Source organism: Geomonas limicola (assembly GCF_014193675.1).
GTDB classification, from domain to species: domain Bacteria; phylum Desulfobacterota; class Desulfuromonadia; order Geobacterales; family Geobacteraceae; genus Geomonas; species Geomonas limicola.
In genome coordinates this window covers 623,490-646,853 of sequence record NZ_BLXZ01000003.1, presented here as the reverse complement: position 1 = coordinate 646,853, position 23,364 = coordinate 623,490, and the positions used below count along the sequence as shown (strand labels likewise).

Genomic DNA, 23,364 nt, shown 5'->3' with positions numbered 1-23,364 from the left:
ACGAGGTGGAGCATGGCCGATTCGCCAACCATACCCGCGGGGAGACTGACAGCCGAGGTGGAGCGCGCTCTGCGCGATGCGCTGCGCAGCATCCGCTTCGGCACCGTGACCCTGGTGGTCCAGGACGGCCGGGTCATCCAGATCGAACGTAACGAGAAGTTCAGGTTCAAAAGCGAGCACCGCGACGGAAGCGGAATATAGAGACATCGGTTGCGGTGCGGCTCAGTGGCCGCTGTTAAGTTGCAAAGGAGGACTGGTCATGCGCATCGCACTGGTAGGCGGCATCGACAGGCTGCAGACGCACTATCGCGAGGAGGCAGCGAAACTGGGCGTGGAGCTGCGCATCTTCAACCGGTCCGAGACCGACCTGCAGGCGAAGCTGGGGCACAGCGAGGCGGTGGTGCTCTCCACCGGAAAGGTCTCGCACCGCGCCCGCCTGCAGGTGATGGACGCGGCCCATTCGCGGAACATCCCGGTCCTGCAGTGCCACAACTGCGGAGTTTGCGCGCTCAGGAATTGCCTTGCCTGCGTGAAGGTCGCTATGATGGAGGAAGGTAAAGGTGTGGCCTGAGCGCCGGCTGACCAAGGGATGCATCGTTTTCCCGCACGCCGCCGGTGCTCTGACCACTCGAGCAACATGCCAACAATTACGGCTGAAACGGGCAGGGATCAGCTATGGCAGCAGAACATCTCATCATCACCGGTAAAAGCGGGGCCGGCGTCTCCACCACGGCCGTGAATCTGAGCGCGGCCCTTGCCGAGCAGGGGTACCGGGTGGCACACCTGGGTTACGACCGCCGCCGCATCTCGTCGGTGCTGCTGCGCGGCGACGGCGTGCTCGAGACCGGGTGCGGCTACCCGGCAGAGGCGGCCTGCCACGCCGCACGACTTGAGTGCGCTCAGGGCTACCGGGACATCCTCTGCATCGAGTGCGGTAGCGCAGCGGACAACGATGCCACTCCCGATTTCGGTGCCCTCTGCCGGTTGGAGCTGCTGGCCCGCCACAATCCGGAGTTCGTGGTGCACGACATTGCCGGCGAACCCGCGGAGGTACTCCCTTTCCTGCGTACCGAGGGGGAGGCGGCGCGGGTCATCGTGGTGGTCTCGGCCGACTTCGGAGCACTCACCACACTGAACAACTTTCTGGAGTTCTTCACTGCGGAAGCAGAGGGGGGGCTGCGTTACGGCGGGATCGTCGCCAACAACATCTCGGGGCCCTTCTTCGAGTCGATCGTTGATGACTTCCTGCGCCAGACCGGCACCCGCGCCTTTGCCTCCATTCCGCGCTCGCTCATGGTGTCGGCCGGGGAGTATCTAAAACAGTCGGTCATCGAATCGGCACCGGAGTCCCATTTAAGTAGCGTCTACCGAAAGCTGGCCCGGCTGGTGTCACAGGGACTCGCACCGGCGGCACCGTTACCGTTTCCTCCGGCGGCGTTCGCCGGTTGGCTGCAGAAGTGGAGCGAGATTACCGAAGAACTGGAGTGCGGTCTGGTACGCGACGGCGCCGCAATTTGAAAAGAGGCAGGAGCGAAGCATGACAGCAGGTGCCGTAATGGAAGAGATCCTGGTGCGCTCGTCGGTGGACGGTGCGAAGGAGCCGGCGCTGTGGTTCCATCCCGTCGGTTCGGATCCGGTCCCCCTCGTCGTGGGGCTGCACACCTGGAGCTACGACCGGTTCAACCAGGTGGAGGGGATGCTGCCGCGCTGTCGGGAACGAGGCTGGGCCCTGCTGCTCCCCGAGTTCCGCGGCCCGAACTTGAGTTCCAACCCGCGTGCCACCGAGGCTGCCGGCTCTGCGCTTGCCATCACCGACATCTACGACGCGATCCAACAGGTTTCCAGCCGCTTTGCGCTGCAGGAGAACGCACGGTTTCTCCTGGGCGGCAGTGGCGGCGGGCATATGGCGCTCTTGACCGCTGCGACGAGCCCCACCTTCTGGAGGGGGGTGAGTGCCTGGGTCCCGATCACCGATCTGGCCGCCTGGCGCGAGGAGAACCCCGAGTACGCGGAACACGTTGCGGCCTGCTGTGGCGGAATCCCGGGCGACTCGGAAGACCTCGCCGGCAGGTACCGCGAGCGCTCGCCACTGAGCTACCTGGATGCCCTGGCGCGGGTGAACCTTTCGGTGCACCACGGCCGCCACGACGACGTCGTCTCGTACCGCCACAGCTGGAAACTGGCACAGGCGCTGGAGGAGCGGGGAGCAGATCACTTCTTCTTCGAGATCTTCGACGGCGCTCATGACATCCACTACGGCACGGCCTTCGACTGGTTCGGCAAGCAACTGACTAAAGAGGCAGCTGAGAGTATCCGGCTTACCGGGTGACAGGTAGAAAAAATGCCTTGACCCAACCGACCACTGTCTGGTATAGATTTACCTATCGATTAGATAGAGTAGTGTTGATTTACCCCGCAGGCTGACCAGAAAAACTGGAGGCCAGATGCAACCGACGCAACGGTTGCATCTGGCCTTTTTTCGTCTCATGACGTGTTCCTCCGGTGGGAAAGCTGGCGCGGGAGCAGCTCTTTGAAAATGGAATATTTAAAAAATGAATCAGTTGCATCGGTAATATCGATTTAATCCATTGGACTTCTCTTGGCAACTCTTGCTACATTGCCGCGGCCTTCTGCCCATTACTGGATCTGCAGAGTGCTTGAGCACCTTCCCCATGGGGATTATCTGAGTGAGAGGAGCGGTTCGATGAGAAGTGTAATGTTTCGATGTGTGATGCTGGTGCTCGCTATGAGTATTACAGTGCTGGCGGGATGTGGCAGTACGGTTACCGACAAGACAGGACAGTCACAGGAGGCGCGCCTGGTAGCGGCATCTGCCGAGTTCCCCAATGCCGGCCTGCTGGTGACCGGGGAATCGCTGCAGCAAAGTCTGGGCACGAACCTGGTGATCATAGACGCCCGGTCGGCAGCGGCCTATGCCGCGGGCCACATTCCGGGTGCCATCAATCTGCAGCACAGCGCCTTCTGGACCAAGGGGAGCGGGCTCAAAGACAGCTCGGTGGTGGCGGGGCTCTTGGGAGCGGCCGGCATCTCCCGCGACAGGAAAATCGTGGTCTACGACGACACCACCGCGTCGTGGGGATCTGCCGGGCGCGTGTTCTGGATGCTGGAGTACCTGGGGTGCCAGGACGCCCATATCCTGAACGGTGGCTGGAACCGCTGGAGCGCCGAGAACCGCAGCGTGCAGACCACTGCCGTGACCTTGCCGGCGGCCACCTTCACCCCGCAAGTGAACGCAGCCGCCAAGAGCGATTCGGCCCACATCGCCACCCGGCTCTTTGACCGCGACTTCGCCGTCATCGATACCCGTACCGACGAGGAGTACCTGGGCTGGCAGCTCTACGGCGAGACCCGCGGCGGCCATATCCCGAAAGCGGTGAACATCCCCTATGGCTGGTTCTACAACTCCGACAAGACCACGCTTGGCTACTCGGCGCTCAAGAGCCTCCTGGAATCGCGTGGCATCACGCCGGACAAGGAAGTCACCGCACACTGCACCGCGGGGATCCGCTCCGGGTATGCCTACTTCCTGTTGCGCCTGATGGGCTATACCCGCTGTTCCAACTACGATGCCTCGATCTGGGACTGGGCCGACAACACCTCGTACCCGATGGAGAAGGCACCCAACTACGCGACGGCGGTCTACCCGGGGTGGGTCAAGGCCCTCATCGACTACCACAAGCCGGGGAGCACCAGCGCGGCACCGCCGCAGTACGGCTACGACCGTAACCACAAGTACCTGATCTTCGAGACCCAGTGGGGGAGCTTCAACGACATGGCGCAGGGGTGGGCGGACAACGCTTACCTGGTGGGGCACATCCCGGGAGCCATCCACTCCAACTCGGATGTCTACGAGAACGGCTTCCCGCGCTGGTTCCTTTTGCCGGACAGCGATCTGAAGGCCGCCGTGGGGAGCATGGGGATCACCCCGGATACCACCGTCGTGGTCTACTCGGACAGCAGCATCTTCGCCGCCCGGCTCTGGTGGATCCTGAAGTACGCGGGGGTAACCGATGTTCGCTTCATGAACGGTGACATGACCCAGTGGAAGGCTGCCGGCTACCCGGTCGAGACCACGGTCAACCTCCCGGTAGCGACCAGCTACACCGGCAGTACCGATCCGTCCTTCATCGCGACCACGCCGTACGCGGAGGCGAACTACGCCGCCACCGGCACGACCCAGCTGGTTGACGTGCGCTCCGGCGGCGAGTACGCGGGGATCATGAGCGGCTACGGCTACCTGGTGAACAAGGGGCGCATCCCGAACGCGCTCTGGGCTTACAACGCTGACGACAGCTCGCTCATCTACCGCGATGCCGACGGCACCCTGCGCAGCTATGAGGAGGTGAAGTCCCTCTGGAGCTCGCTGGGGATCGCCTCCACCGTGGACCCGACCAAGCTGGACAAGGAGGCCATCTTCTACTGCGGTGGCGGTTACCGCTCGAGCCTGGCCTTCTTCTATGCCTACCTGATGGGCTACAGCAACATCCGCAACTACTCCGACGGCTGGTCCGGTTGGAGTACCACCTACATCGAGGATCCGAGCTATCTGAAGGATCCGCTCATCCCGGGGAGCACCGACGGCTGGCGCCAGGTCCCCTCCGGGCGGCCCTTCCTGACCGGCGGTCTCTAGCCGGCAGGTCCGGCCGCAGGGAATCGTCATGATGTACCGCAGGGCGCCGCGCATGGCGCCCTGCCATTTTCAATGTGAGGAAGGGACCTCTATGAACCACATTCTGCTTCGCTTCTTGGTAACGCTTCTGCTGAGTGCTGCAACTGCTGCGACCGCTCTGGCGGGGGCCTGGACCGCACCGAAAAACGGCTACTACGAAAAGATCTCCTACAACTACTACTACGCGCACCAGGAGTTCAACCGGTTCGGCGGCCGCAACGAGATGGCCAACGACGGGCGCTTCTCGGACAACAACATCACCAACTACCTGGAGTACGGCATCACCGACCGCCTCACGGCGATCAACTCGCTCACCTACAAGTGGCTGAGAAACGAGGACAACTCGACCCTCTCCAAGGGGAACGGCCTGGGCGACGTGGACCTGGGGGCGCGCTACAAGATCCTCGACTCCGACAAGGGGATCTTCTCGAGCCAGCTTCTGGTGAAGATTCCCGGTGCCTACAGCAAGAACGATCCGCTCCCCTTGGGTAACGACCAGGCGGACGTCGAATTGAGGTTCCTCTACGGCCTGTCGCTCTACCCGGTGCTCCCCGGCTATGCCAACGTGGAGTTTGGCTACCGCTGGCGGGACCAGGATCCCTCCGACGAGCTGCGCTACCTCGTCGAGGTGGGGGCTGACCTCGGTGCCAAGTTCTACACCCGCGCCAAGCTGGACGGGATCACCAGCCTCAACAACGGCAAGAGGCTCGACGCGAACGGCAACCCGACCGCCACCAACAACTTCGACCTGGGCAAGCTGGACCTGGCGGTAGGGTACAAGGTTGCCTCCAACTGGGGGATCGAGCTCGCCTACGTCCCGGCGCTCTACGGCCAGAACACCGCCGCCGGCGCTACCTACACCGCTGCGCTGTACTTCAAGGCGCCGTAAGAACCAGTTCAAGGAAGCGAATTAACAATGGCAACATCTACCAACATCACCCGGGATCTTGAACGGCGCGTGAACGACATCCTCTCCGGCTGCAACGACTGTGGCGCCTGCGTCAAAGGGTGCGCCTTCCTGAAACGGCACGGCACCCCCGGCGCCATTGCCCGCGCCTGCACCCCGGTGACCTCCGAGGCTCTGGCCAAGGGGTTCCAGTGCAGCCTGTGCGGGCTCTGCTCCGCGGTCTGCCCGAAGGGGCTGGACCTCGAGGGGTTCTTCCTGGAACTGCGCCGGGGCGCGGTGCAGCGGGGCGAGGGGAACTTCCCGCAACATAAACCGCTTTTGAACTACGAGCGGCTCGGCACCTCGCGCCGCTTCACGCTGTACCGGCTCCCGGACGGATGCCGCAGCGTCTTTTTCCCGGGCTGCTCGCTCTCCGGCACCCGGCCCGCGGGTGTACAGCGGGTGTTCGACGAACTCCAGAAGAGCGATCCCGCCGTCGGCATCGTCTTCGACTGCTGCCTCAAACCTTCCCACAGCCTGGGGCGGGCCGAGTACGTCGCTACCCGTTTCGCGGAGATGAACCAGTGGCTGGTGGATCTCGGCGTACGGGAGGTGCTGGTTGCCTGCCCCAATTGCCAGGCGATGTTCGAGAAGTTCGGCAGCGGGTTAAAAGTGCGCACGGTATGGGAGGCCCTGGCGGAGTCGGATCTCACACCGCGTCCGGCTGCGGCAACGGTGACCGTCCACGACCCGTGCGTACTCCGTTCCTCGACGCCGGTGCACCAGGCGGTACGTACCCTGCTCGCACGCCAGGGGGTGAACGTCGCAGAGATGCGGCATTCGGGCCGGCGCACGCTCTGCTGCGGCCAGGGGGGCGCGGTCAACCTCCTCGATCCCGAACTCGCCAATTCCTGGGGGGAGCTGCGCAAAGAGGAGGCCGGCGGCAGGCGCATCGTCACCTACTGTGCCGGCTGCACCCAGGCGCTGGGGAACCACACCCCGACGAGCCACCTGGTCGACGTCATCTTCACCCCGGAGCAGGCGCTGGCAGGGAAACGGCTGGGAGCCAAGGCGCCCTTCACCTACCTGAACCGCTTGCGCCTGAAAAGGAGCTATCTTGCCAAGGAGGGTTTTGCCGTGACACGAGAAAGGGACGCCGTAACGCCGGCTGCCGTGAAAAATAACACGCGCCGCAAACCGCTCGTCCTGGCGGTAGCCTTAGTCGCCCTGGTGGTGGCCGTGCAGCTTTCGGGGGCGGGCCGGTACCTGCAGCAGGACCAGTTGCGGGCGGTGATCGGCTCCTACGGTGCGCTGGCTCCCGCCGCGTACGTGCTCCTCTACGCCCTCGCGCCGGTGCTGTTTCTCCCGGGGCTTCCCATAACGATCGCCGGAGGGGTCCTCTTCGGTCCGGTCTGGGGGGTGGTCTACGCCATCAGCGGCGCGACCATCGGCGCTTCGCTCGCCTTCCTGGTGGCCCGCTACGTCGCGCGCGACTGGGTCGCCGCCAAGCTGACCGGGTCGCGCTGGCAGCGCCTGGACCGGGAGGTCGAGCGGCACGGCTGGAAGGTGGTCGCCTTCACGCGACTGGTCCCGGCCTTCCCCTTCAACCTCCTGAACTACGCCTTCGGGCTCACCAAGGTTCCTTTTCTCCACTACCTGGTGGTGAGTTTTGTCTGCATGCTGCCGGCTTGCATCGCCTTCATCGTCTTCTCCAGTTCGCTTCTGGGGCTGATCGGGGGGAACGTCTCTCCCACGACCTTGCTGGGGATCCTCCTTGTGGCCATCGTCTCGCTCGCTCCGGTCCTCTACCGCCGGGTGAAGGCACGCCGCGAGCCGGAGCCGGTGACCGACTGATGCCCGCCCCCCTCGACATCGCCCTTATCATCCCGGCGCGCAACGAGGAGTTGAGCCTGCCGCTCGTGCTCGCCAAGGTACCCAGGGAGATCACCCGGGTCCTGGTGGTGGATAACGGCTCCAGCGACGGGACGGCCGCGGTTGCCGCACGGTTCGGTGCCCGGGTGATCCGGGAGCCGATCCCGGGCTATGGGAGGGCGTGCCTGGCAGGTCTTGCCGCACTCGAGGAAGAGCCGCCGGACCTGGTCGCATTCGTGGACGGCGACGGTTCCGATGACGTGCCGCGTCTGGCCGAGCTGATCGCTCCGGTTGCAGCGGGGGAACAGGACATGGTATTAGGATGGCGCATCCCGGTGACGGCGGCGGCGCTCAGTTTCCAGCAGCGTTTCGGCCACTGGCTGGCGACCGGGCTAATCCGTCTATTTTGGAGGCATCGCTTCCACGACCTCGGGCCGATGCGGGTCCTCAGCTGGCCGGCCCTGAAGCGGCTCGACATGAGCGACCAGGCCTTCGGGTGGACCGTCGAGATGCAGGTCCGGGCGCTCAAGGTCGGGCTGCGCGTCCAGGAGTTGCGGGTTCCCTACTTCCGGCGGGCGGCCGGCGTCTCCAAGATCAGCCGGACCCTCTCCGGGACCGTGAAGGCGGGAAGCACCATCCTCTGGGTGATCGGCCGGGAACTGCTGTCCGGTCTGCCGGGCGCTGCCATCGAAGCAGAAATGCAAAAGGTAACCTGATTAGCGACAATCTTCCGTTTGCAAAAATTCCCCCTCACCTTCAAGGGGAGGGTCGGGATGGGGATGGGCAAACCCGGCGCGGAGCTGATCCCTATCCACCACCTCCTGGTCTCCGTTCTAAAAGGGGAGGGGACGCACTGGCGGAAGAGCAGCACTCATCAGGAAAGCTAATGACACGAGAGACAACAATCAACAGGAGCGACCTGCCATGCAGAAATTCCTATCACGCCTGATGCCGCACTCCGTCCGCACCTCTGCCCGCCGGCTTCTGGGAGCCGCCGCGCTCATCCTGGTCACCTCGCTCAGCTGCGCTGCAGCCGACCTGGGGCTCATCGACCCCGTAACACTTAAGGGAAGTGCCGGCAAGTGGCTGGTGCTCGATGCCCGCCCGAAGGCGGAATGGGAGGCCGGGCACCTCCCGGGGGCGATCCCGTTCTACTGGGAGAGCTACACCCGCACCGACGCCAAAGGGGTGAAGTACAGCAGCTTCCCGCCCCAGGAACTTGCCCAGGCGCTCTCCGGGCTGGGGATCGACGAGAAAACCCCGCTGGTCATCTACGGTGACGCTGACAAGAGCTGGGGGAGCGAAGGGTACGACGCCTGGCTCTTCTCCTGGCTGGGGCACAAGGGGCCGATCCGGCTTTTGAGCGGCGGCATCCAGGCCTGGAGCGCCAGCGGCTTTGCACTGGTGAAGGGAAGCGAGAGGCAGCCGGCCCGCAAGGCCCACTACCAGGCCGATCCCAAGCCCCAGTACCTGATCGCCACCGAGGAGGTGCAGCGTAAAACCGGCGTGCAACTGGTGGACGTCCGTTCCACCTTCGAATGGTTCAAGGGGCGCATTCCCGGTGCCGTGCACATCCCCTGGGAGGATTTCTACACCGGCAAGGACCGCCACCCGCTGCCGCCGGCCGAACTGAAGAAGCTCCTGGCGAAGCACGGCGTCGATCCCACCAAGCCGGTCGCCTACTACTGCCTGGGGGGTGTCCGTTCGGCCTACGCCTGGACCGTGCACCAGCTCTCGGGTCTGCCGGAGGCGCGCAACTACAAGGGGAGCTGGGCGGCCTGGGAAAAACGGGCCCAGTAGCAAAAGCCGTGGCGATGCTGAAATCTCTCGAGATGCGGCCGCTCTGGAGCCTTTTAGTGCTCCTGCTTGTCCTGGGAATGGGGACGCCGGGAAACGCCGCGGCGCCCGGCGAGGGAGCGGGGAGGGGGGCAACCGGAACGGGCAAGAAGAAGCTGCTCCTCTTCGCCAAGGATCCGGCCACCTGGCAGGTCGTCAGGGGAGGGGCCAGCGGGAAGCTGGTCTACCGCGAGTCCCGTGGCACCTTCACCCTCAGTGCGGCCGGGTTGCAGCCGCGCGCGGCCTATGCGCTGGTGCGCATCGAAGAGGAGCCGCCCGCCGGGCAGGTCGTGGCGCGAGGGGTGAGCGACAGCCAGGGGCGGATCGAATTAACCGGGACCTGGCGCGACTGGACCAGGAAATTCTGGCTGGTGTCTGGCGAGGATGTCTCCGGCACCGTCGGCGGCCCCGCGGCGCTGCGCGCCTGGCATCCGGGCCGCTACCTCTTCGAGGAAAAGCCCCTGGGTGTCCCCTGTGACTGCCCCGAGCCCGAAGAACCGTAGCCGCCCCACCGTCCCAAGGCTTTCAGCCGTCATTGTCAATCGTCAATCGTCAATTATCCATTGGTTCTCATGTCCATCCTGCTCCCCATCCTCACCGCGCTCCACTTCGCCGCCCTCGCCGGGCTTTCCCTCTACGGACTGCACCGGCTCTGGCTGCTGCGCTGCCTGTATGCTGGCGACTCCGAGCCCGAGCTCCCGCCGCCCTCGGGTGAGGGGAGCTCGGGCTCGGCGCCGGAGAACTTCCCGCTGGTCACCGTGCAGCTGCCGCTCTACAACGAGCGCTTCGTGGCGGCTCGGCTGCTCGATGCCGCGGCGCAGCTTGGCTGGCCGGCCGGGCGCCTGGAGATCCAGGTGCTGGACGATTCCGATGACGACACCCGCGAACTGGTTGACGAGCGGGCGGCCTGGTGGCGGGCGCAGGGTGTGGATCTGACGGTGGTGCGGCGGGAGGGACGTGAGGGGTTCAAGGCGGGGGCGCTGGCGCACGGGCTGACCCTGGCCAAGGGGGAGCTGGTCGCGGTCTTCGATGCCGATTTCATTCCGCCGGCAGATTTCCTGGAAAAGACCGTCCCCTGGTTTGGCGACCCCAAGGTCGGCATGGTGCAGACCCGCTGGGGCTTCTGCAACGCGGAGTACTCCTGGTTCACCGGGATCCAGGCGCTTTTGCTCGGTCCGCACTTCAGCATCGAGCACCGGGTGCGCTACCTGCGCGGACTCTTCTTCAACTTCAACGGTACCGCCGGGGTCTGGCGCCGTGGCGCCATCGCGTCGGCCGGTGGCTGGCATGCCGACACGGTGACCGAGGACCTCGACCTGAGCTACCGCGCGCAACTGGCCGGCTGGCGCTTCGTGTACCGTGAGGAGTGCCAGGTCCCCTCCGAACTCCCCGTCACCATGGCGGCGTTGCGCAGCCAGCAGCAGCGCTGGGCCAAGGGGTCGATTCAGACCGCCCGGAAGATCCTGCCGCGGCTGTTGCGCGAGCGCCTGCCGCTTGCCGTGAAGCTGGAGGCGCTCGCGCACCTCATGGCCAACATCTACTGGCTTATGGGGCTGGTGGTCATGCTGACCCTGTACCCGGCGATCACCTGGCGGGTGGGGATCGGGCTGCACCAGATGCTGCGCCTGGATCTCCCCCTGTTCCTCGCCACCAGCGGTGCCATCATGGGCTACTTCCTTTGCTATAGCCTGAAAACCGGCTCCAACCGGTTGCGCGACGTGCTGCTCCTGCCGGCGCTCACCATCGGGCTTGCCCCGAGCATCGCGCTCTCGGTCCTCAAGGGGGCGTTCCAAAAGGGGGGCACCTTCGAGCGCACCCCCAAGTTCGGCGTGCAGGGGCGCGAGCACCTGCCGGGTCTCGCCTTTCTCTACCGCCAGAAAAATCTCCCCTACATTCTCATGAACTTCGTGCTCCTGGGATACTCCCTGCTCCCGCTTGCCTTTGCCTGGGAGCGCGAGACCTGGCTCGCCGTTCCGCTCTTCCTGCTCTTCCCCTTTGGCTTTGCCCTGGTGCTTATGAAGGACCTGGCGGAGTCCCTTTTCTCAGCTGGGGCGGGTCGCCCTGCCTCCTAGCATCCTTGCCAGCAGCCAGGCCAGTGCCGGTGCCAGGAAGACCGCCGCGGTTACCGGCCCGCTCTCGAGCCATTTCCCCAACAAGAAGTACGGAATCTGCACCCGGTAGGTGAGCAGCACCGTCCAGCAGAAGACCAGCCCCGCCGGTCCCCCGGCCATTGGAAGCAGGGCCGCGAGGTTCAGCGCGTACCAGGGTTGCAGCGTCGGGGTGAGCAGCAGGAGTGCCAGGGAGATCCGGTAACAGGCCCGGAGCGCGGCCCGTCCCCGCTCGACGGGGCCGGCCTTCTCCAGCTCCCGGGCCAGCTTCACCAGAAAGAAGATCACGCAGCACGCAAAGCTTAAGGAGAGGATGAGGCGTGCCGTGTTCCCCGAGCCGGTCGCGGCGCGCAGCGTGTTGAAGGCGAACCCGGCGAACTCCCAGCTGCGGGCGTAGGCGTCGAGGCTCTGCGTGATGTGCGACAGTTCGGGCCAGAAGGGGAGCACGAGCGCCGCCAGGCCGACCACCCACCCCAGCGAAAACTGCAGGCGGCGCGGTCGCGGAGTGACGAGGAACAAAACCGGGGTGAGGGGGAGCGGGAAGAGCTTCACCAGGCAGGCCACGGCGCAGAGGAGTCCCGCGCAAAATGGTAGCCAGCGCCGTGGCGCCTCACCGTCACGCTGCACCCCCCGCAGGGTAAGGAGCAGCGCCCCGGCCAGGAGGGTGAGCCCCGCGCCGTCGACGTGACCCGATCCGGCTATTTCCAGGACCGGCAGCGGGTTCCAGGCGTAGAGCACCACCGGCCAGGCGGGGAGGGCGAGCTGGCGCATGAGGAGGACGAGCAGGCCGCAGAGCGCGAGGTCGAAGAGGACCAGGAGCGCCTTGAGACCCGTGAGCCCGCCCAGTGCGGCACCGCCGGCGAAGATGAGCTGCGCCGTGGGGGGGTAGATGGTGACGTACTCGGGATGGTTGATGAGCGCGTGCAGGGGCTGGAGCGAGGCGGGCGGCGTCACGTGGGCCGGAGCTGCCAGGTACGGGTTGATCCCCCTCAGGGTGTTGTTGCCGTCCCAAAGGTAGCGGTAGAGGTCGTCGGAGAGCTGGGGCGGAGCGGCGAGGAACATGAGCCGCAGCAGGAGCGCGACGCCGATGATGAAGCGGGGCGACCACCCGATACCGCCGTGGTCGCCCCGGTACAGGGCAAAACAGAGCAGAAGCACCATGGCCGCCGTTACGCCGACCAGTTCCGGGATGGCGAGACGCAGTTCGGGCCTGAGTGCGAGCGACCCCGCGGCAAGAAGCATAAGGCTCGGCACTCCCCACCGCACCAGTTTCGTGTCGAGCGGTGGGGAGCTGCAGGTTGTCAGATCTCTCAAGGCCACGGTGTCTTTGGTTTTTCTGGCTGGTGGTGTCAGGTGCGCCGCGGGAGGCAGGCCACTCCCCAGCCGCACCGTTTTACCACACTCTGGCGCCTAATGACACGGCAACTGTTGCGCGATCAGGTCGATCTGCTGGGAGGAGAGAAACGAGGAGAGCCACCCCATGCCACCGCGGTCGGCCGCGATGGCGGCCCGTATGTTGTCCGGCGTCCCTTCCTTGATGCTCGTGGTGGCGATCGGACCGTGGCAATTGGCACAATAGTTCTGGTAGAGCCCGGCACCGTCGGTGGCGACAACCGTCGCGGCCTGGCTGGAGGGCGCGCTCTCCCCGGCGTCGTTCACCGCCGTGACGATGTAGTAGTAGGTCTGGCTCACGGTGATGCCGGTCTGCAGGTAGGGGCTCGTTGCCGTGGTAATCTTCTGCCCGCTGGTTTTGGTGACCCCCGGGTTGGTCGACCAGTAGATGTTGTAGTAGTCGGCGCCCACTACCTGGTCCCAGCTGAGGGTTACCTTGTTGATCCCGCCGGTGGCGGCCAGGGCGGAGGGCGCCGCCAGCTGCGTCGCGGCCGGCGCCGAGGCGGCCGCTCCCCCGGTTCCCCCACTGCCACACCCGGCAATTGCCAGCACCGTCGCCAGGAGCAGGGCGCCCCATACCTTTTCCAGAGTCGTTCTCATAGTCTCGTCCTCCTCGTCGTACGTCCGTTCATCTTGGTTGCCGCCTCCGGGACCTGGTTTCTCCGTCCCGGAGGCGGCGGTGTTCATCAGTCGCCATTTATGCCCGGGAACAGCACGCCGTGCGGCGCCCAGCCGATCTTCTGCTTGCTCCCCAGCTGGGTCACGCTCGGGGTGGCAGCTGCCAGGTTGGCGGTGTCGAGCAGGAAGAGCCACCCCTGGTTATTGGTGTCGTACACCGAGTAGTACAAAACGCCGGTGGTCGGATCCCAGCTGGCGTGGCTGCCGCCGTAACCTGGGGTGTCGAAGTGGTAGATATCCTTGATCTTGGACGCGTCGGGTGTCGCGCTCGCCAGGGTCGAGATGTCGATGAACTGCAGCCGGTTCCCCGGGTCGCCCGGCAGCGAGACTTCGCAATCCGGCGAGGAGAGCTCGGTGACCAGGAGGTACTTGCCGTCCGGGGAGATCGCGTAGTTGTGCGGACGCCCCGGTATGGTGGCGATGATCTTCTGGGTGGCGATGTCGATCACGTTGGTGCCGGAGGTGGCCGCCGTGATGGTGGAGGGGAGCGGCGAGGGGACCGGCCAGGTGTTGTTCCCCACGAAGAGGTACTTGCCGTTGGGGTGCAGTCGCACCGCGTGCAGACTGCCGTAGCCCAGGTTGACGTCCAGGACCTTGTCGGCGTCGCCGGGGACCTTGGCGGGGAGCCCGGAGATGTCGTAGCCCACCGCGTGGGAGGAGCCGGCCGTGGTCGTGTAGTACTTGGTGCCGTCGGCGGAGATGGCCCCTACGTGCGGTGCCGTGTTGCCGTTGGTGATGGTGCCGAGATAGGCGTGGTTCTTCACGTCGAAGACGTTCACCCCTTTGGGTGCCTGGTCCACCGAGGCGAAAAGGTAGCGGCCGTCCGGCGACTGCACGTTCTGCACCCCGCAACCCTTGGGAAAGGAGTGCTTGATGAAACTCGCCTGGTTGCTGTCGTTGAGCGTGCTGTAGTTTTTGAAGGCCGCGGTGTCGTAGACGTTCATCGAGCCGCTGGCACCCCCCTGGCCGCTGCAAAGCCAGAGCTCCGAGCCGTCGGCGGTCACGTTGGCGAAGTGGCCGATCCTGGTGCCGACCTGGTTGGTGAAGCGGACCGTCTTGACGATCGCCTGCGCCACCCGGTCGAGGAGCGTCACGCCGGGGACTGCCGAGCCGTTACCGCCGGTGTCGATCACGTAGCCGGTCTCGAGCTTGGGCAACAGCGCGCTCGAGACGCTGGTCACCGCGCTCGCCACGTCGGCAAGCTTGGTGCCGCTCGGTACCTTGACCCCATTGTCACCCAGCACCCCGGTGACGTTCAAGGCACCGGAGACCGCGGTGACGATGGCGTCCGAGTTGGGGCCGACGCTGGCGTTCACCGTGCTCGCCGCGGCGAGCTGGCTGGCGATCAGGGCCCGGTAGACCTTGCCGTTGCTGAGCGTCGCCTTGAGGATCACCCCGGCCTGGCTGCTGGGGGGGGTGAAGCTCAGCCCGCTGAAACTGCCGCCCGTGCCGCTTAAGTCCGGGACGATGCTCGCGGGGGTGGCGCTCAGTACCGCGCCGGTGGCCGCGTCGATGGCGGTGACCGTGCCGATGCTCCCGGCGGCGCCTGCGGCGGCCTTCGCGGTCGATTTGGCGGCGCCGGGCTCGAGCGAGCCGTTGATGGTGACCTTGCTGCTGGCGGCCGGTGAGTTGGTGGGCCCGGCGCTGGTACTGCCGCAACCGGACAGGGCGAGGGAGACGACGGTGGTCGCCGCCCACAGGAGACGGGACAGTTTCTTCATTGCTACCTCCTTGGGTGGTTTGGGTTCCGGGTCAAAGCCGGTTCCTGATCTGCCAACAAAAAAGGCCAAGTGGGCGGGTCGCCGCTCTTGGCCTCCAGGTGTCTGGTCAGCGTGTCTGGTCTGGTTGTGGCAATGCTGCGCGAAAAAAAAGAGGCCAGGCGGAGCCGGTTCGCTCTCTGCCTGGCCTCCAGTTTTCTGGTCAGCCGTCTTGGATGGTGCTAAGTGTGTCGCGTTTATAACCTGAGTCGCTGGAACTGTCAAGATAAAAATATTAACTCTACCAATTTACTAGACAGTGTCTCGGCCCGGTTTTCTCCCGTGGCCCCATTGCAGGCTCGCGTCGGCCTCCGAACCTCCCCGTGCCGGGTCCCGTGTACCACGCGCCGGGGGTAGCTACCCGGCGGGCCGCAGAGGCGTGCAAGGAAGTGTCACCCTCTGGTGTCTTGACATTTCCCGGCGGGGAGGGCAGATTTAGCGCTGACTCATACTGATCCCGGCTAGTTGGAGGAGGCCACCGTGCTCGAAGAATCTGCCTACCAGGCGTTGATGAACATCACCAAGCGTCCTGCCAGTGTCATGGTGCACGGCAGCGGTTCCTGGCTCACCGACCACGAAGGGAAGCGCTACTTGGACTTCATCCAGGGGTGGGCCGTGAACTGCCTGGGGCACAGCCCCCGCATCGTGGTGGAGGCGCTCAGTAACCAGGCGAGCCGGCTCATCAGCCCGAGCCCTGCCTTCTACAACGACCAGGCGCTGCGCCTTGCCAACCAGCTGGTGGCGCACAGCTGCTTTCAGCGTGTCTTCTTCGCCAGCAGCGGTGCCGAGGCCAACGAGGGGGCTATCAAGCTGGCCCGCAAGTGGGGCACCGTGCACCGAAACGGCGCCTACCAGATCATCACCATGGTCAACGGCTTCCACGGTCGCACCCTGGCCACCATGTCGGCCTCCGGGAAACCGCACTGGGAAGCGCTCTTCGAGCCGAAGGTGCCGGGCTTCATCAAGGTCCCGCTGAACGACCTGGACGCGGTGGTGGGGAGCATCGGCTCCGAGACCGTGGCGGTCATGCTGGAGCCGGTCCAGGGTGAGGCGGGGGTGATCCCGGCGAGCCGCGAGTACCTCCAGGCCCTCAGGCGCCTCACCCGGGACAAGGGGATCCTCCTGATCTGCGACGAGGTGCAGACCGGCATGGGGCGTACCGGGACGCTCTTTGCCTACCAGCAGGCCGGGATCGAGCCCGACATCATGACCTTGGGGAAAGGGATCGGCGCCGGCGTGCCGCTCGCGGCGCTCCTTGCCAAGGAGGAGGTCTGCTGCTTCGAGCCGGGCGACCAGGGGGGGACCTACAACGGCAACCCGCTCATGGCGGCGGTCGGCTGCGCGGTCCTCGAGGAACTCTTGCGGCCGGGGTTTCTGGAACGGGTCGGTGAGCTGGGCGAGACCTTGCGTTACGGACTCATGCAGCTCTCCCGCAAGCACCACCTGGGCGAGGTGCGTGGCGCCGGGCTGTTGCTCGCCCTGGTCCTGCCGCAGCCCAAGGCCGAGGCCATCGCCGAGCTGGCCCGGGAACGGGGCCTGATCGTGAACGCCGCACGTCCCGAGGTGCTCCGCTTCATGCCAGCCCTGAACGTGACCATCGACGAGATCGCGGTCTGTCTGGGGATACTGGATCAGATCCTGGATGAGGTGCTGGCGAAGGAGTGAGATGACGCTTTCAGCTGTCGGGGAGGCTTCTGAGGGGGGAGAATGATCGACGCAGCATTTGCCCGACGTTTCGCCGAGGAGTGGCTGGCGGCCTGGAACAGCCATGATCTGGCCCGGATACTCAGCCATTACAGCGACGACTTCGAGATGAACTCTCCGGTCATCTGCCAGATCGCCGGGGAGCCCAGCGGGCGGCTGACCGGCAAGGATGCGGTGGGGGCCTACTGGGGCCGCGCGCTCGAGCTCATCCCGGACCTGAGCTTCGAGCTGCTCGAGCTCTTGATCGGCATCGACTCGATCACCCTCTACTACCGCGGCGCGCGCGGGCGCCTGAGTGCCGAGGTCTTCCACTTCGGCCCGGACGGCAAGGTGCGCCGTGCCTTCGCCCACTACGCCCCCTGAAACGCCGCGGGAACCGCCGGGTTCCCGCCGGAACGCCAACAGCAGCGAGACTATCGCTACTGAGCAGTAGTCGTCACGCCGCCGCCGGCAGGTTCAGGTTACGCAGCACCTCCGACACCACGCTAATCGTGTAGGGTTTGGCAATGGCGGCGCAGAAGCCGTGTGCTGCGTAGTCCGCCATCACCGCCGAATCGCTGTAGCCGCTTGCCACCACGATCTTCGCCTCCGGGAAATCCCGGATCAGCTCGCGGGTCGCCTGTTCTCCTCCCAGTCCCCCCGGAATGGTCAGATCCATCAGGGCCAGCTTGAAGGGATCCCCCTGGGCCGCCGCCTCCCGGAACAACCGGATCGCGCTGCGCCCGTCTTCACAGGTCACCACCTCGTAGCCGATGAGTCGCAGCATCTCTCCGAGGGTCTCGATGATGGTCGGGTCGTCGTCCATCACCAGCACCCGCCCGCTGTCCCGGAAGGCCCCCTCATCGACTGGTTCGGCGACCTCGGTCCCGCCGAGGTTCGCGGGAAGGACAAAGGAGAAGGCCGTGCCGACACCCACGGTCGACTCCACCTTCAGCGCACCGTCGTGCTTGGCGATGATGGCGTGCACCGAGGCGAGCCCCAGGCCGTTGCCGGTCTTCTTGGTGGTGAAGTAGGGGTCGAAGATGCGCTCCAGGTGCTCGGCCGGGATCCCGACCCCCTGGTCCCGCACCTGCACCCGGACGTAGCGCCCCGGGCGCCCCCCCCCCATGCTGTAGAGCGACAGGTTCTCCATGCTGATGGTCAGAATCCCCCCCTCCGGCATGGCCTGCTTGGCGTTGATCACCAGGTTGTTGATCACCTGGCTCATCTGCCCCACGTCGACCGCCACCGGGTAGAGCTGCTCGGGGATCTCGTACTCGCAGCGGATGTTGGAGCCGCGCAGGGCGAACTCGGCGGAATCTTTCACGATGTGCTGCAGCGAGGTGACCTTCTTGACCGGGGCGCCCCCCTTGGCGAAGGTCAAAAGCTGGTGGGTGAGGTCGCCGGTGCGCTCGGAAGCCTTGAGGGCGCGGGACAAAAAGGGCTGCAGCTCGGTGTTGCCGCGCGCCTTCACCTCGGCGATGGAGATGTTGCCGATGATGGCGGTCAAAAGGTTGTTGAGGTCGTGGGCCAATCCCCCCGCCAGCACCCCCAGGGACTCCAGCTTCCTCGCCTGGAACAGCTCGTTTTCCAGCTCGTGCTTCTCGGTCATGTCGCGCAGCACCAGGACCTGGCCGATGGTGCGCTGCTCCAGGTCGCGCATCGGCGCGATGCTCCCGGTGACGTGCAACTCGCGCCCGTTGCCGGTTACCAGGAGCACGTGCCCGCCGGCCTCGAGCACCAGTTCCTGCTCGGCAACCCGCTCCAGCCCCTCGATCGGGACCCGGCTTGCCTTGCGCAGCAACCGGACCACCGTGACGAGCGGCTTGCCGAGTGCCTGCGCGCTGTCCCAGCCGGTCAGCTGCTGTGCCGCCCGGTTCATGAGGGTAATGGCTCCCTCGGGGTCGGTGGTGATCACCCCCTCGCCGAGCGAGGCCAGGGTCACCGCCAGTCGCTCCTTTTCCGAGAGGATCTGCTCCTCCATGATGCGCTGGCGGCTTACGTCGTCGATGGCGACGAGCGCGTGCCGCTTGCCGTCGAAGGAGACCGGCTCCACGCTGAAGCGCAGCCAGAGCTGCTCGAAGGGGTGTCCCTTGAGGAGCATGTGCTGCACCTCGATTCCCTGGGTGCCGGACCCCCGGGTCAGCGCGGCGGAGATGCAGTTGCGCAGCCGGCAGGCCGAGCAGTCCGCGGCGCGGCCGCAGTTTCCGCCGCTCTCCACCCGGCGGCAATCCAGGGCCACCCCCGGTTGCAGTCCCAGGATCTGCTCCACCGGGGTGCCGATCAGGCGGGTGAGTGCCGAGTTCGTATCGACCACCTGGAACTCCGGATCGACCAGCATCATGCCGACCGGGGCGGCGTCGAAGAGGGAGCGTACGTTGTCGCGCTCCTGGCGCAGCTGCTCCTCGACCTGCTGGCGCTCGGCGATCTCCCCCTCCAGGGTGACCGCCTGGACGCGCAGTTCCTGCTCGGTCTGCTTGCGCATCGTGATGTCGCGGGTGATGCTGATGATGCACGGCTCGCCCCTGAACTTGGCGACCTGGGCATTGATCTCGACCGGGATCTCCTGGCCGTCCTGGCTTACGTGGCACGATTCGTACAGGGCATAGCCGCGGGTGACGATCTGCTCCAGGCGTTCGGGCACCAGGCGGGTCAACTCGGGAGACACCACATCGGCGATACTTCGGCCGATGAGCTGCTGCCGCGAGAAGCCGCTGTAGTGCAGCGCCGCGCTGTTGGCCTCGATGACCGTCCCCTCGAAGTCGAAGATGTAGATGCCGTCCGCCACGCTGTCCAGCAGGTGCCGGTAGGCGTGGTTCGCCTCCTCGAGGGCCCGGATCGCCAGCTGGCGCCGGGCGTTGATGGTCACCGCGACCAGGGCGAGGGTCAGGAGCCCGATCAGGGCGAGGCTCGACCAGACCAGCGCCTTGTTGACCCGGTAGAACGACCTGGGGGTGTTGATCACCTTGCTCCCCGGCGGCAGCTCCTGCTTCTTGGTGTTGAGTCCGAACCGCTCCAGCTGGAGGTAGTCGAACATGGGGGCCGACATCTTCCCGGTGAAGACCGGGTACTGTTCGGGCCGCTTTCCCTTCAGCACCGCTTCGGCAAGCCGCGCCGCAACCTCGCCCTGGGCCCGCCCCTCCATCATCATGCCGCCGACCACCCCGTGTCCCAGGTGCGGTGCGTGCGTTGCGAAGACCGGGACCCGTGCCGCCTTGGTCACCAGCTCCGCCGCCTCGCCCAGGGTGAAGATCCGTCCTGACTTCTCCGCGCCGTAGGAGAGCAGCACCACGAGTTGCCCCTCGCGCAGTTTCCCGAGTTGCTCCTGCAGCTGCTCAATGGTCTGCTCCGGGGCCGAAATCACCTTGAGGCTCGGAAAACGCTGGGCAGCCTTGAGGATCTCGTTGCGCATGGCGAGACCGGTGTCGGTATAGTCGTGCACCGCCAGGACCTCGCGGGTCCCCGGGAACTGGCGCAGGGCAAGCTCCAGCGTCCCCGTGACGTCGTGGTTTTCGGCGATGCCGGTGATCCCTTTCTCCCCGGCGATCATGGCAGGGGCGTAGTCGTTCACCCCGCAGAACACGATGCTCTTGCCGGGGAAGATGGCCGGACGGTACCTGGTGGCGAACTCGAGCGCCGCGTTGTCCATGGCCAGGATGACGTCCGGCTTCAGGTCGTTGCGGAACTTGGCCGCCAGGAGATCGGCCTCGCGGGAGAAGTGGGTCTTGCCGGGGAAGCGCTTGGAATCGAGGTACTCGATGAGGATGGTAGGGTGCAGGGGGGAGTTTCCCAGGACCTTCTGGACCCCGGCGAACTCGTCGTCGGACCAGTCGTAGCCGATGTTGTACGAGTTGAGAATCAGTACGACCGGCTTGCGCCCTGCCGGAGAGGCGGCTGCGGCGTCCCCCGGGGCGATCGCCAGTAGCGCCGCCAGGATGAGGGCCGCAACCAGGGACCAGAATGTGTGTCGTGTACCCATGGTCTGTTTCTCGCTTTGCGGAAATCTGGATGAAGCGGTGTTCTTGCCGGCTGATTCAGGATCCCGAGGGCTCTGAGTGCTTCCCTCGCTGGTGGATCCCGGCGTCGTGACACCAGCGCTGCAGATAATTGCCATTACCGTATCGGTTGATTGAGCATATACTTTAGTAAATGTGGTGGTTTTTCTTACAATCTCTTTCCCGGTAGGCCATTGCGGAATGCCGGCTGCTCACCACAGAGAGCAGGCTGCGAGGTCGCCGGGAAACAGCCGGAGGTACGCCATGAACCTCTACGTCGGCACCAGCGGTTTTTCCTATACCCAGTGGAAAGGGGCCTTCTACCCGCAGGACCTGCCGGAAAAGCAGATGCTGAAGTACTACGGGGAGCGCTTCGCCACGGTTGAAATCAACAACACCTTCCACCGGATGCCCAAGCCGGAGCTCCTGGAGGGGTGGGCGGCCCAGGTCCCCGCCTCCTTTCGTTTCGCACTGAAGGCGCCGCAGCGCATCACCCACTGGCAGCGACTGCGCGAAACCGAGGAGGCGGTCTCCTATTTCCTCGGTGTGGCCGGCGTGCTCCGGGAGCGCCTGGGGCCGGTGCTCTTCCAGCTCCCCCCCGACTTCGCCAGGGATCTCCCCTTGCTGCGCGGCTTCCTGCGCAGTGTCCCCCTCAACTACTTCCGGGTCGCCTTCGAGTTCAGGCACCGCTCCTGGCTCGACGAGGAGGTCTACGCGCTGTTGCGGGACAAGGGGATTGCGCTCTGCGTCGCAGACGGCGAGACCGATTTCGAGGTGCCGCTCTTGGCGAGCGCCCCCTGGGGTTACCTGAGGCTCAGGCGAGCCGACTACGACGCGGTGCAGTTGAAGGGGTGGCTGGAGAGGATCCGGTCGGTCGGCTGGAGTGAGGTCTTTGTCTTCTTCAAGCACGAGGAGGAGGCGAAGGGGCCTCAGCTCGCCGATGAGCTCCTGGAACTGGCGGCCGGCTCGGGGGATGGGTAACGGGGGTGCGAGCGGCGGGGTGGCGCCTCGCTGCCGACCCTGCCTGGCCTTGGGTAGCGCCTGCGCGACACCGGCATGGGCCTGGACCGGTGCCGGTGCAGCGGGAAAAGACTCAGCCGCGGCGCAGTCGCGGACGGTAAAAGTCGAGCGCGTTGAGCGCCAGGGCCTTTTGGGCCAGATCCTCTCCCAGCGCCTCGATCACGGTGTCGAGATTCCGGTCCTGGTAGGGGCGCGGTGCCCGGGTCGAGGGGAGGTCGGTGCCGAACATGAGCGCCGCCGGGTTCGCCGCGGCAAGTTCTCGCAGGGCCGTTTTTACCTCGAAATCCACCCGGCCGAACCCGGTCGCCTTGACCCGCACCCCCAGTTCTGCGAGCTTCAGCAGGGTAGGGAACCCCTCCCGGGAGAGCCCCAGGTGGTCGATGCTTACCGACGGCAGCCCGGTGAGGGTCGTCGCCAGGTCGTCCAGTTCGCGGGAATCGATGTAGAGTTCCACGTGCCACCCGACCAGTTCGTGGACCCTGAAGGCCATCCGCTCCAGGTGCTCCACCCCCTCCGACCCGCCGCGCTTCACGTTGAAACGTACCGCCCGCACTCCCGCCCGGTCCAGGTGCAAAAGCTCCTCGTCGCTCACCGAAGCCGGCAGCTGGGTGACGCCGACAAAGGCGGGACCCAAGGTGGCCAGGGCGTCCAGCAGGTAGCTCTGGTCCAGCGCCTGGAAGGAGCCGGAGACGATGGCGCCACCCACGAGGTTGAGGCCGGTTGTGCGCGCACGGTAGTCGTTGCAGGTGAAGTCGTCGGGGAGGTACCCCTGGTTGGCTACCAGGGGGAAACGGCGGTCGACGATGTGGAAGTGGCTGTCGAAGACGGGGAGACTGCCGGCTGCGGGGTGCTGCATAAAACACCTCCTCGGGGTGGCAGGGGCGTTAGGCGCCTCCGTTGGCGCCGTGGCGCAGGGTCCCCGGGCCGATCTTGAGGCTCGCCTTGGCGATGAAGATCTCGCGCAGGAAATTCAAGAGACCCAGGACAAACAGGATCATCCCCAGGATAAACATGAGCGCCACGGGAAGCGACATGTCGTAGCGCAGGAAGTCGCCGACGAACAAGAGCGCGATCACCGTGCAGACCACCACGGCGGTGCTGGTGCACAGGGTGATGGCTCGCCCGATCAGGTCGGCGCGCCGGGAGAGGGTGGCGAGGTAGGCGTGCAGGTGCGGCACCGAGTGGTCGGGTGCGTTCTCCAGTTTCCCCTCCAGTACCCGGGCCCTGTCGATGATCCGCCCCAGGCGGCTGGTCATCACGCTCAGCATGGTGCCGATGGCGGTAAGCAGGAAGACCGGCGCGACCGAGAGCTGGATCACGTGTGCCACGGCGCCGACGTTCTGGAACTCGCGCACCTGGATGGCCCAGGAACTCTGGGGGAGGGCCAGGAGTGCGGCGCTGAGGAGTGCTGCCATTTTCCGGCGCGGGTGACACTGGGGGGCTGCTG

The 23,364-nt window shown here is 65.5% G+C and carries 20 protein-coding genes; 14 read left to right on the top strand and 6 right to left on the bottom strand.

Going from position 1 to position 23,364, the window contains the following annotated elements:
- The first annotated feature begins 12 nt into the window (after nt 1-12).
- The 11 genes from H7688_RS09960 (at nt 13) to H7688_RS09910 (ending at nt 11,356) form a co-directional block, all read left to right on the top strand.
- Nucleotides 13-201 (top strand): YezD family protein, encoded by a 189-nt coding sequence (locus H7688_RS09960; protein WP_183360937.1) that lies wholly within the window; start codon nt 13-15, stop codon nt 199-201.
- Between the two features lie 58 nt (nt 202-259).
- Nucleotides 260-571 (top strand): DUF2325 domain-containing protein, encoded by a 312-nt coding sequence (locus H7688_RS09955; protein ID WP_183360936.1) that lies wholly within the window; start codon nt 260-262, stop codon nt 569-571.
- Between the two features lie 104 nt (nt 572-675).
- Nucleotides 676-1,518 (top strand): nucleotide-binding protein, encoded by an 843-nt coding sequence (locus H7688_RS09950; protein ID WP_183360935.1) that lies wholly within the window; start codon nt 676-678, stop codon nt 1,516-1,518.
- A 19-nt stretch (nt 1,519-1,537) separates the two neighbouring features.
- Nucleotides 1,538-2,329, top strand: coding sequence for an alpha/beta hydrolase family protein (locus H7688_RS09945; protein WP_183360934.1), 792 nt, complete (start codon nt 1,538-1,540; stop codon nt 2,327-2,329).
- Between the two features lie 417 nt (nt 2,330-2,746).
- Nucleotides 2,747-4,651 carry a sulfurtransferase gene (locus tag H7688_RS09940; RefSeq protein WP_183360933.1) on the top strand — a complete coding sequence of 635 codons (1,905 nt, stop codon included), beginning with the start codon at nt 2,747-2,749 and terminating at the stop codon, nt 4,649-4,651.
- A gap of 91 nt (nt 4,652-4,742) precedes the next feature.
- On the top strand, nt 4,743-5,579 hold the full coding sequence (locus tag H7688_RS09935; protein WP_183360932.1) for a hypothetical protein: 837 nt from the start codon (nt 4,743-4,745) through the stop codon (nt 5,577-5,579).
- Between the two features lie 27 nt (nt 5,580-5,606).
- On the top strand, nt 5,607-7,430 hold the full coding sequence (locus H7688_RS09930) for a VTT domain-containing protein (RefSeq protein WP_183360931.1): 1,824 nt from the start codon (nt 5,607-5,609) through the stop codon (nt 7,428-7,430).
- The gene (locus H7688_RS09925; protein ID WP_246329769.1) at nt 7,430-8,164 is read left to right on the top strand and encodes a glycosyltransferase family 2 protein; all 735 of its coding nucleotides are present in this window, start codon (nt 7,430-7,432) and stop codon (nt 8,162-8,164) included. Before H7688_RS09930 ends, H7688_RS09925 begins: the two co-directional genes overlap by 1 nt.
- A gap of 208 nt (nt 8,165-8,372) precedes the next feature.
- Nucleotides 8,373-9,248 (top strand): sulfurtransferase, encoded by an 876-nt coding sequence (locus H7688_RS09920; RefSeq protein WP_183360930.1) that lies wholly within the window; start codon nt 8,373-8,375, stop codon nt 9,246-9,248.
- A 14-nt stretch (nt 9,249-9,262) separates the two neighbouring features.
- Nucleotides 9,263-9,787, top strand: a complete 525-nt coding sequence (locus tag H7688_RS09915; protein ID WP_183360929.1) for a hypothetical protein — start codon at nt 9,263-9,265, stop codon at nt 9,785-9,787.
- A gap of 69 nt (nt 9,788-9,856) precedes the next feature.
- Nucleotides 9,857-11,356 (top strand): glycosyltransferase, encoded by a 1,500-nt coding sequence (locus tag H7688_RS09910; protein WP_183360928.1) that lies wholly within the window; start codon nt 9,857-9,859, stop codon nt 11,354-11,356.
- On the opposite strand, the gene H7688_RS09905 is transcribed toward H7688_RS09910, so the two are convergent.
- From H7688_RS09905 to H7688_RS09895, 3 genes are all read right to left on the bottom strand, one after another.
- The gene (locus tag H7688_RS09905) at nt 11,327-12,634 is read right to left on the bottom strand and encodes an MptA/MptB family glycosyltransferase (RefSeq protein WP_183360927.1); all 1,308 of its coding nucleotides are present in this window, start codon (nt 12,632-12,634) and stop codon (nt 11,327-11,329) included. The genes H7688_RS09910 and H7688_RS09905 overlap by 30 nt on opposite strands.
- A 168-nt stretch (nt 12,635-12,802) precedes the next feature.
- Nucleotides 12,803-13,384: a c-type cytochrome gene (locus H7688_RS09900; RefSeq protein ID WP_183360926.1), complete on the bottom strand. Its 582-nt coding sequence runs from the start codon at nt 13,382-13,384 to the stop codon at nt 12,803-12,805.
- 86 nt (nt 13,385-13,470) lie between these two features.
- Nucleotides 13,471-15,183, bottom strand: a complete 1,713-nt coding sequence (locus tag H7688_RS09895; protein ID WP_183360925.1) for a YncE family protein — start codon at nt 15,181-15,183, stop codon at nt 13,471-13,473.
- 516 nt (nt 15,184-15,699) lie between these two features.
- On the opposite strand from H7688_RS09895, the gene H7688_RS09890 reads away from it, so the two are divergent.
- Together H7688_RS09890 and H7688_RS09885 are read left to right on the top strand one after the other, a co-directional pair.
- Nucleotides 15,700-16,884 (top strand): acetylornithine transaminase, encoded by a 1,185-nt coding sequence (locus H7688_RS09890; protein WP_183360924.1) that lies wholly within the window; start codon nt 15,700-15,702, stop codon nt 16,882-16,884.
- A gap of 42 nt (nt 16,885-16,926) precedes the next feature.
- Nucleotides 16,927-17,286 carry a nuclear transport factor 2 family protein gene (locus H7688_RS09885; protein ID WP_183360923.1) on the top strand — a complete coding sequence of 120 codons (360 nt, stop codon included), beginning with the start codon at nt 16,927-16,929 and terminating at the stop codon, nt 17,284-17,286.
- Between the two features lie 73 nt (nt 17,287-17,359).
- On the opposite strand, the gene H7688_RS09880 is transcribed toward H7688_RS09885, so the two are convergent.
- A complete protein-coding gene (locus H7688_RS09880; protein ID WP_183360922.1) occupies nt 17,360-20,881 on the bottom strand; it encodes a hybrid sensor histidine kinase/response regulator in 3,522 nt (1,173 codons plus the stop codon).
- Nucleotides 20,882-21,161: 280 nt separating this feature from the next.
- Here H7688_RS09880 and H7688_RS09875 point away from each other — a divergent pair, with 280 nt between their 5' ends.
- A complete protein-coding gene (locus H7688_RS09875) occupies nt 21,162-21,878 on the top strand; it encodes a DUF72 domain-containing protein (RefSeq protein WP_183360921.1) in 717 nt (238 codons plus the stop codon).
- Between the two features lie 112 nt (nt 21,879-21,990).
- Here the strand turns inward: H7688_RS09875 and H7688_RS09870 are convergent, their stop codons facing one another.
- Both H7688_RS09870 and H7688_RS09865 read right to left on the bottom strand, forming a co-directional pair.
- A complete protein-coding gene (locus tag H7688_RS09870; RefSeq protein ID WP_183360920.1) occupies nt 21,991-22,773 on the bottom strand; it encodes an amidohydrolase family protein in 783 nt (260 codons plus the stop codon).
- A gap of 28 nt (nt 22,774-22,801) precedes the next feature.
- Nucleotides 22,802-23,332 (bottom strand): DUF2721 domain-containing protein, encoded by a 531-nt coding sequence (locus H7688_RS09865; RefSeq protein WP_183360919.1) that lies wholly within the window; start codon nt 23,330-23,332, stop codon nt 22,802-22,804.
- Between the last annotated feature and the right edge of the window lie 32 nt (nt 23,333-23,364).

Coding starts and splice junctions, on each gene's coding strand:
- H7688_RS09960 (WP_183360937.1), top strand. CDS start 13: ATGGCCGATTCGCCAACCATACCCGCGGGGAGACTGACAGCCGAGGTG.
- H7688_RS09955 (WP_183360936.1), top strand. CDS start 260: ATGCGCATCGCACTGGTAGGCGGCATCGACAGGCTGCAGACGCACTAT.
- H7688_RS09950 (WP_183360935.1), top strand. CDS start 676: ATGGCAGCAGAACATCTCATCATCACCGGTAAAAGCGGGGCCGGCGTC.
- H7688_RS09945 (WP_183360934.1), top strand. CDS start 1,538: ATGACAGCAGGTGCCGTAATGGAAGAGATCCTGGTGCGCTCGTCGGTG.
- H7688_RS09940 (WP_183360933.1), top strand. CDS start 2,747: ATGAGTATTACAGTGCTGGCGGGATGTGGCAGTACGGTTACCGACAAG.
- H7688_RS09935 (WP_183360932.1), top strand. CDS start 4,743: ATGAACCACATTCTGCTTCGCTTCTTGGTAACGCTTCTGCTGAGTGCT.
- H7688_RS09930 (WP_183360931.1), top strand. CDS start 5,607: ATGGCAACATCTACCAACATCACCCGGGATCTTGAACGGCGCGTGAAC.
- H7688_RS09925 (WP_246329769.1), top strand. CDS start 7,430: ATGCCCGCCCCCCTCGACATCGCCCTTATCATCCCGGCGCGCAACGAG.
- H7688_RS09920 (WP_183360930.1), top strand. CDS start 8,373: ATGCAGAAATTCCTATCACGCCTGATGCCGCACTCCGTCCGCACCTCT.
- H7688_RS09915 (WP_183360929.1), top strand. CDS start 9,263: ATGCTGAAATCTCTCGAGATGCGGCCGCTCTGGAGCCTTTTAGTGCTC.
- H7688_RS09910 (WP_183360928.1), top strand. CDS start 9,857: ATGTCCATCCTGCTCCCCATCCTCACCGCGCTCCACTTCGCCGCCCTC.
- H7688_RS09905 (WP_183360927.1), bottom strand. CDS start 12,634: ATGCTTCTTGCCGCGGGGTCGCTCGCACTCAGGCCCGAACTGCGTCTC.
- H7688_RS09900 (WP_183360926.1), bottom strand. CDS start 13,384: ATGAGAACGACTCTGGAAAAGGTATGGGGCGCCCTGCTCCTGGCGACG.
- H7688_RS09895 (WP_183360925.1), bottom strand. CDS start 15,183: ATGAAGAAACTGTCCCGTCTCCTGTGGGCGGCGACCACCGTCGTCTCC.
- H7688_RS09885 (WP_183360923.1), top strand. CDS start 16,927: ATGATCGACGCAGCATTTGCCCGACGTTTCGCCGAGGAGTGGCTGGCG.
- H7688_RS09880 (WP_183360922.1), bottom strand. CDS start 20,881: ATGGGTACACGACACACATTCTGGTCCCTGGTTGCGGCCCTCATCCTG.
- H7688_RS09875 (WP_183360921.1), top strand. CDS start 21,162: ATGAACCTCTACGTCGGCACCAGCGGTTTTTCCTATACCCAGTGGAAA.
- H7688_RS09870 (WP_183360920.1), bottom strand. CDS start 22,773: ATGCAGCACCCCGCAGCCGGCAGTCTCCCCGTCTTCGACAGCCACTTC.
- H7688_RS09865 (WP_183360919.1), bottom strand. CDS start 23,332: ATGGCAGCACTCCTCAGCGCCGCACTCCTGGCCCTCCCCCAGAGTTCC.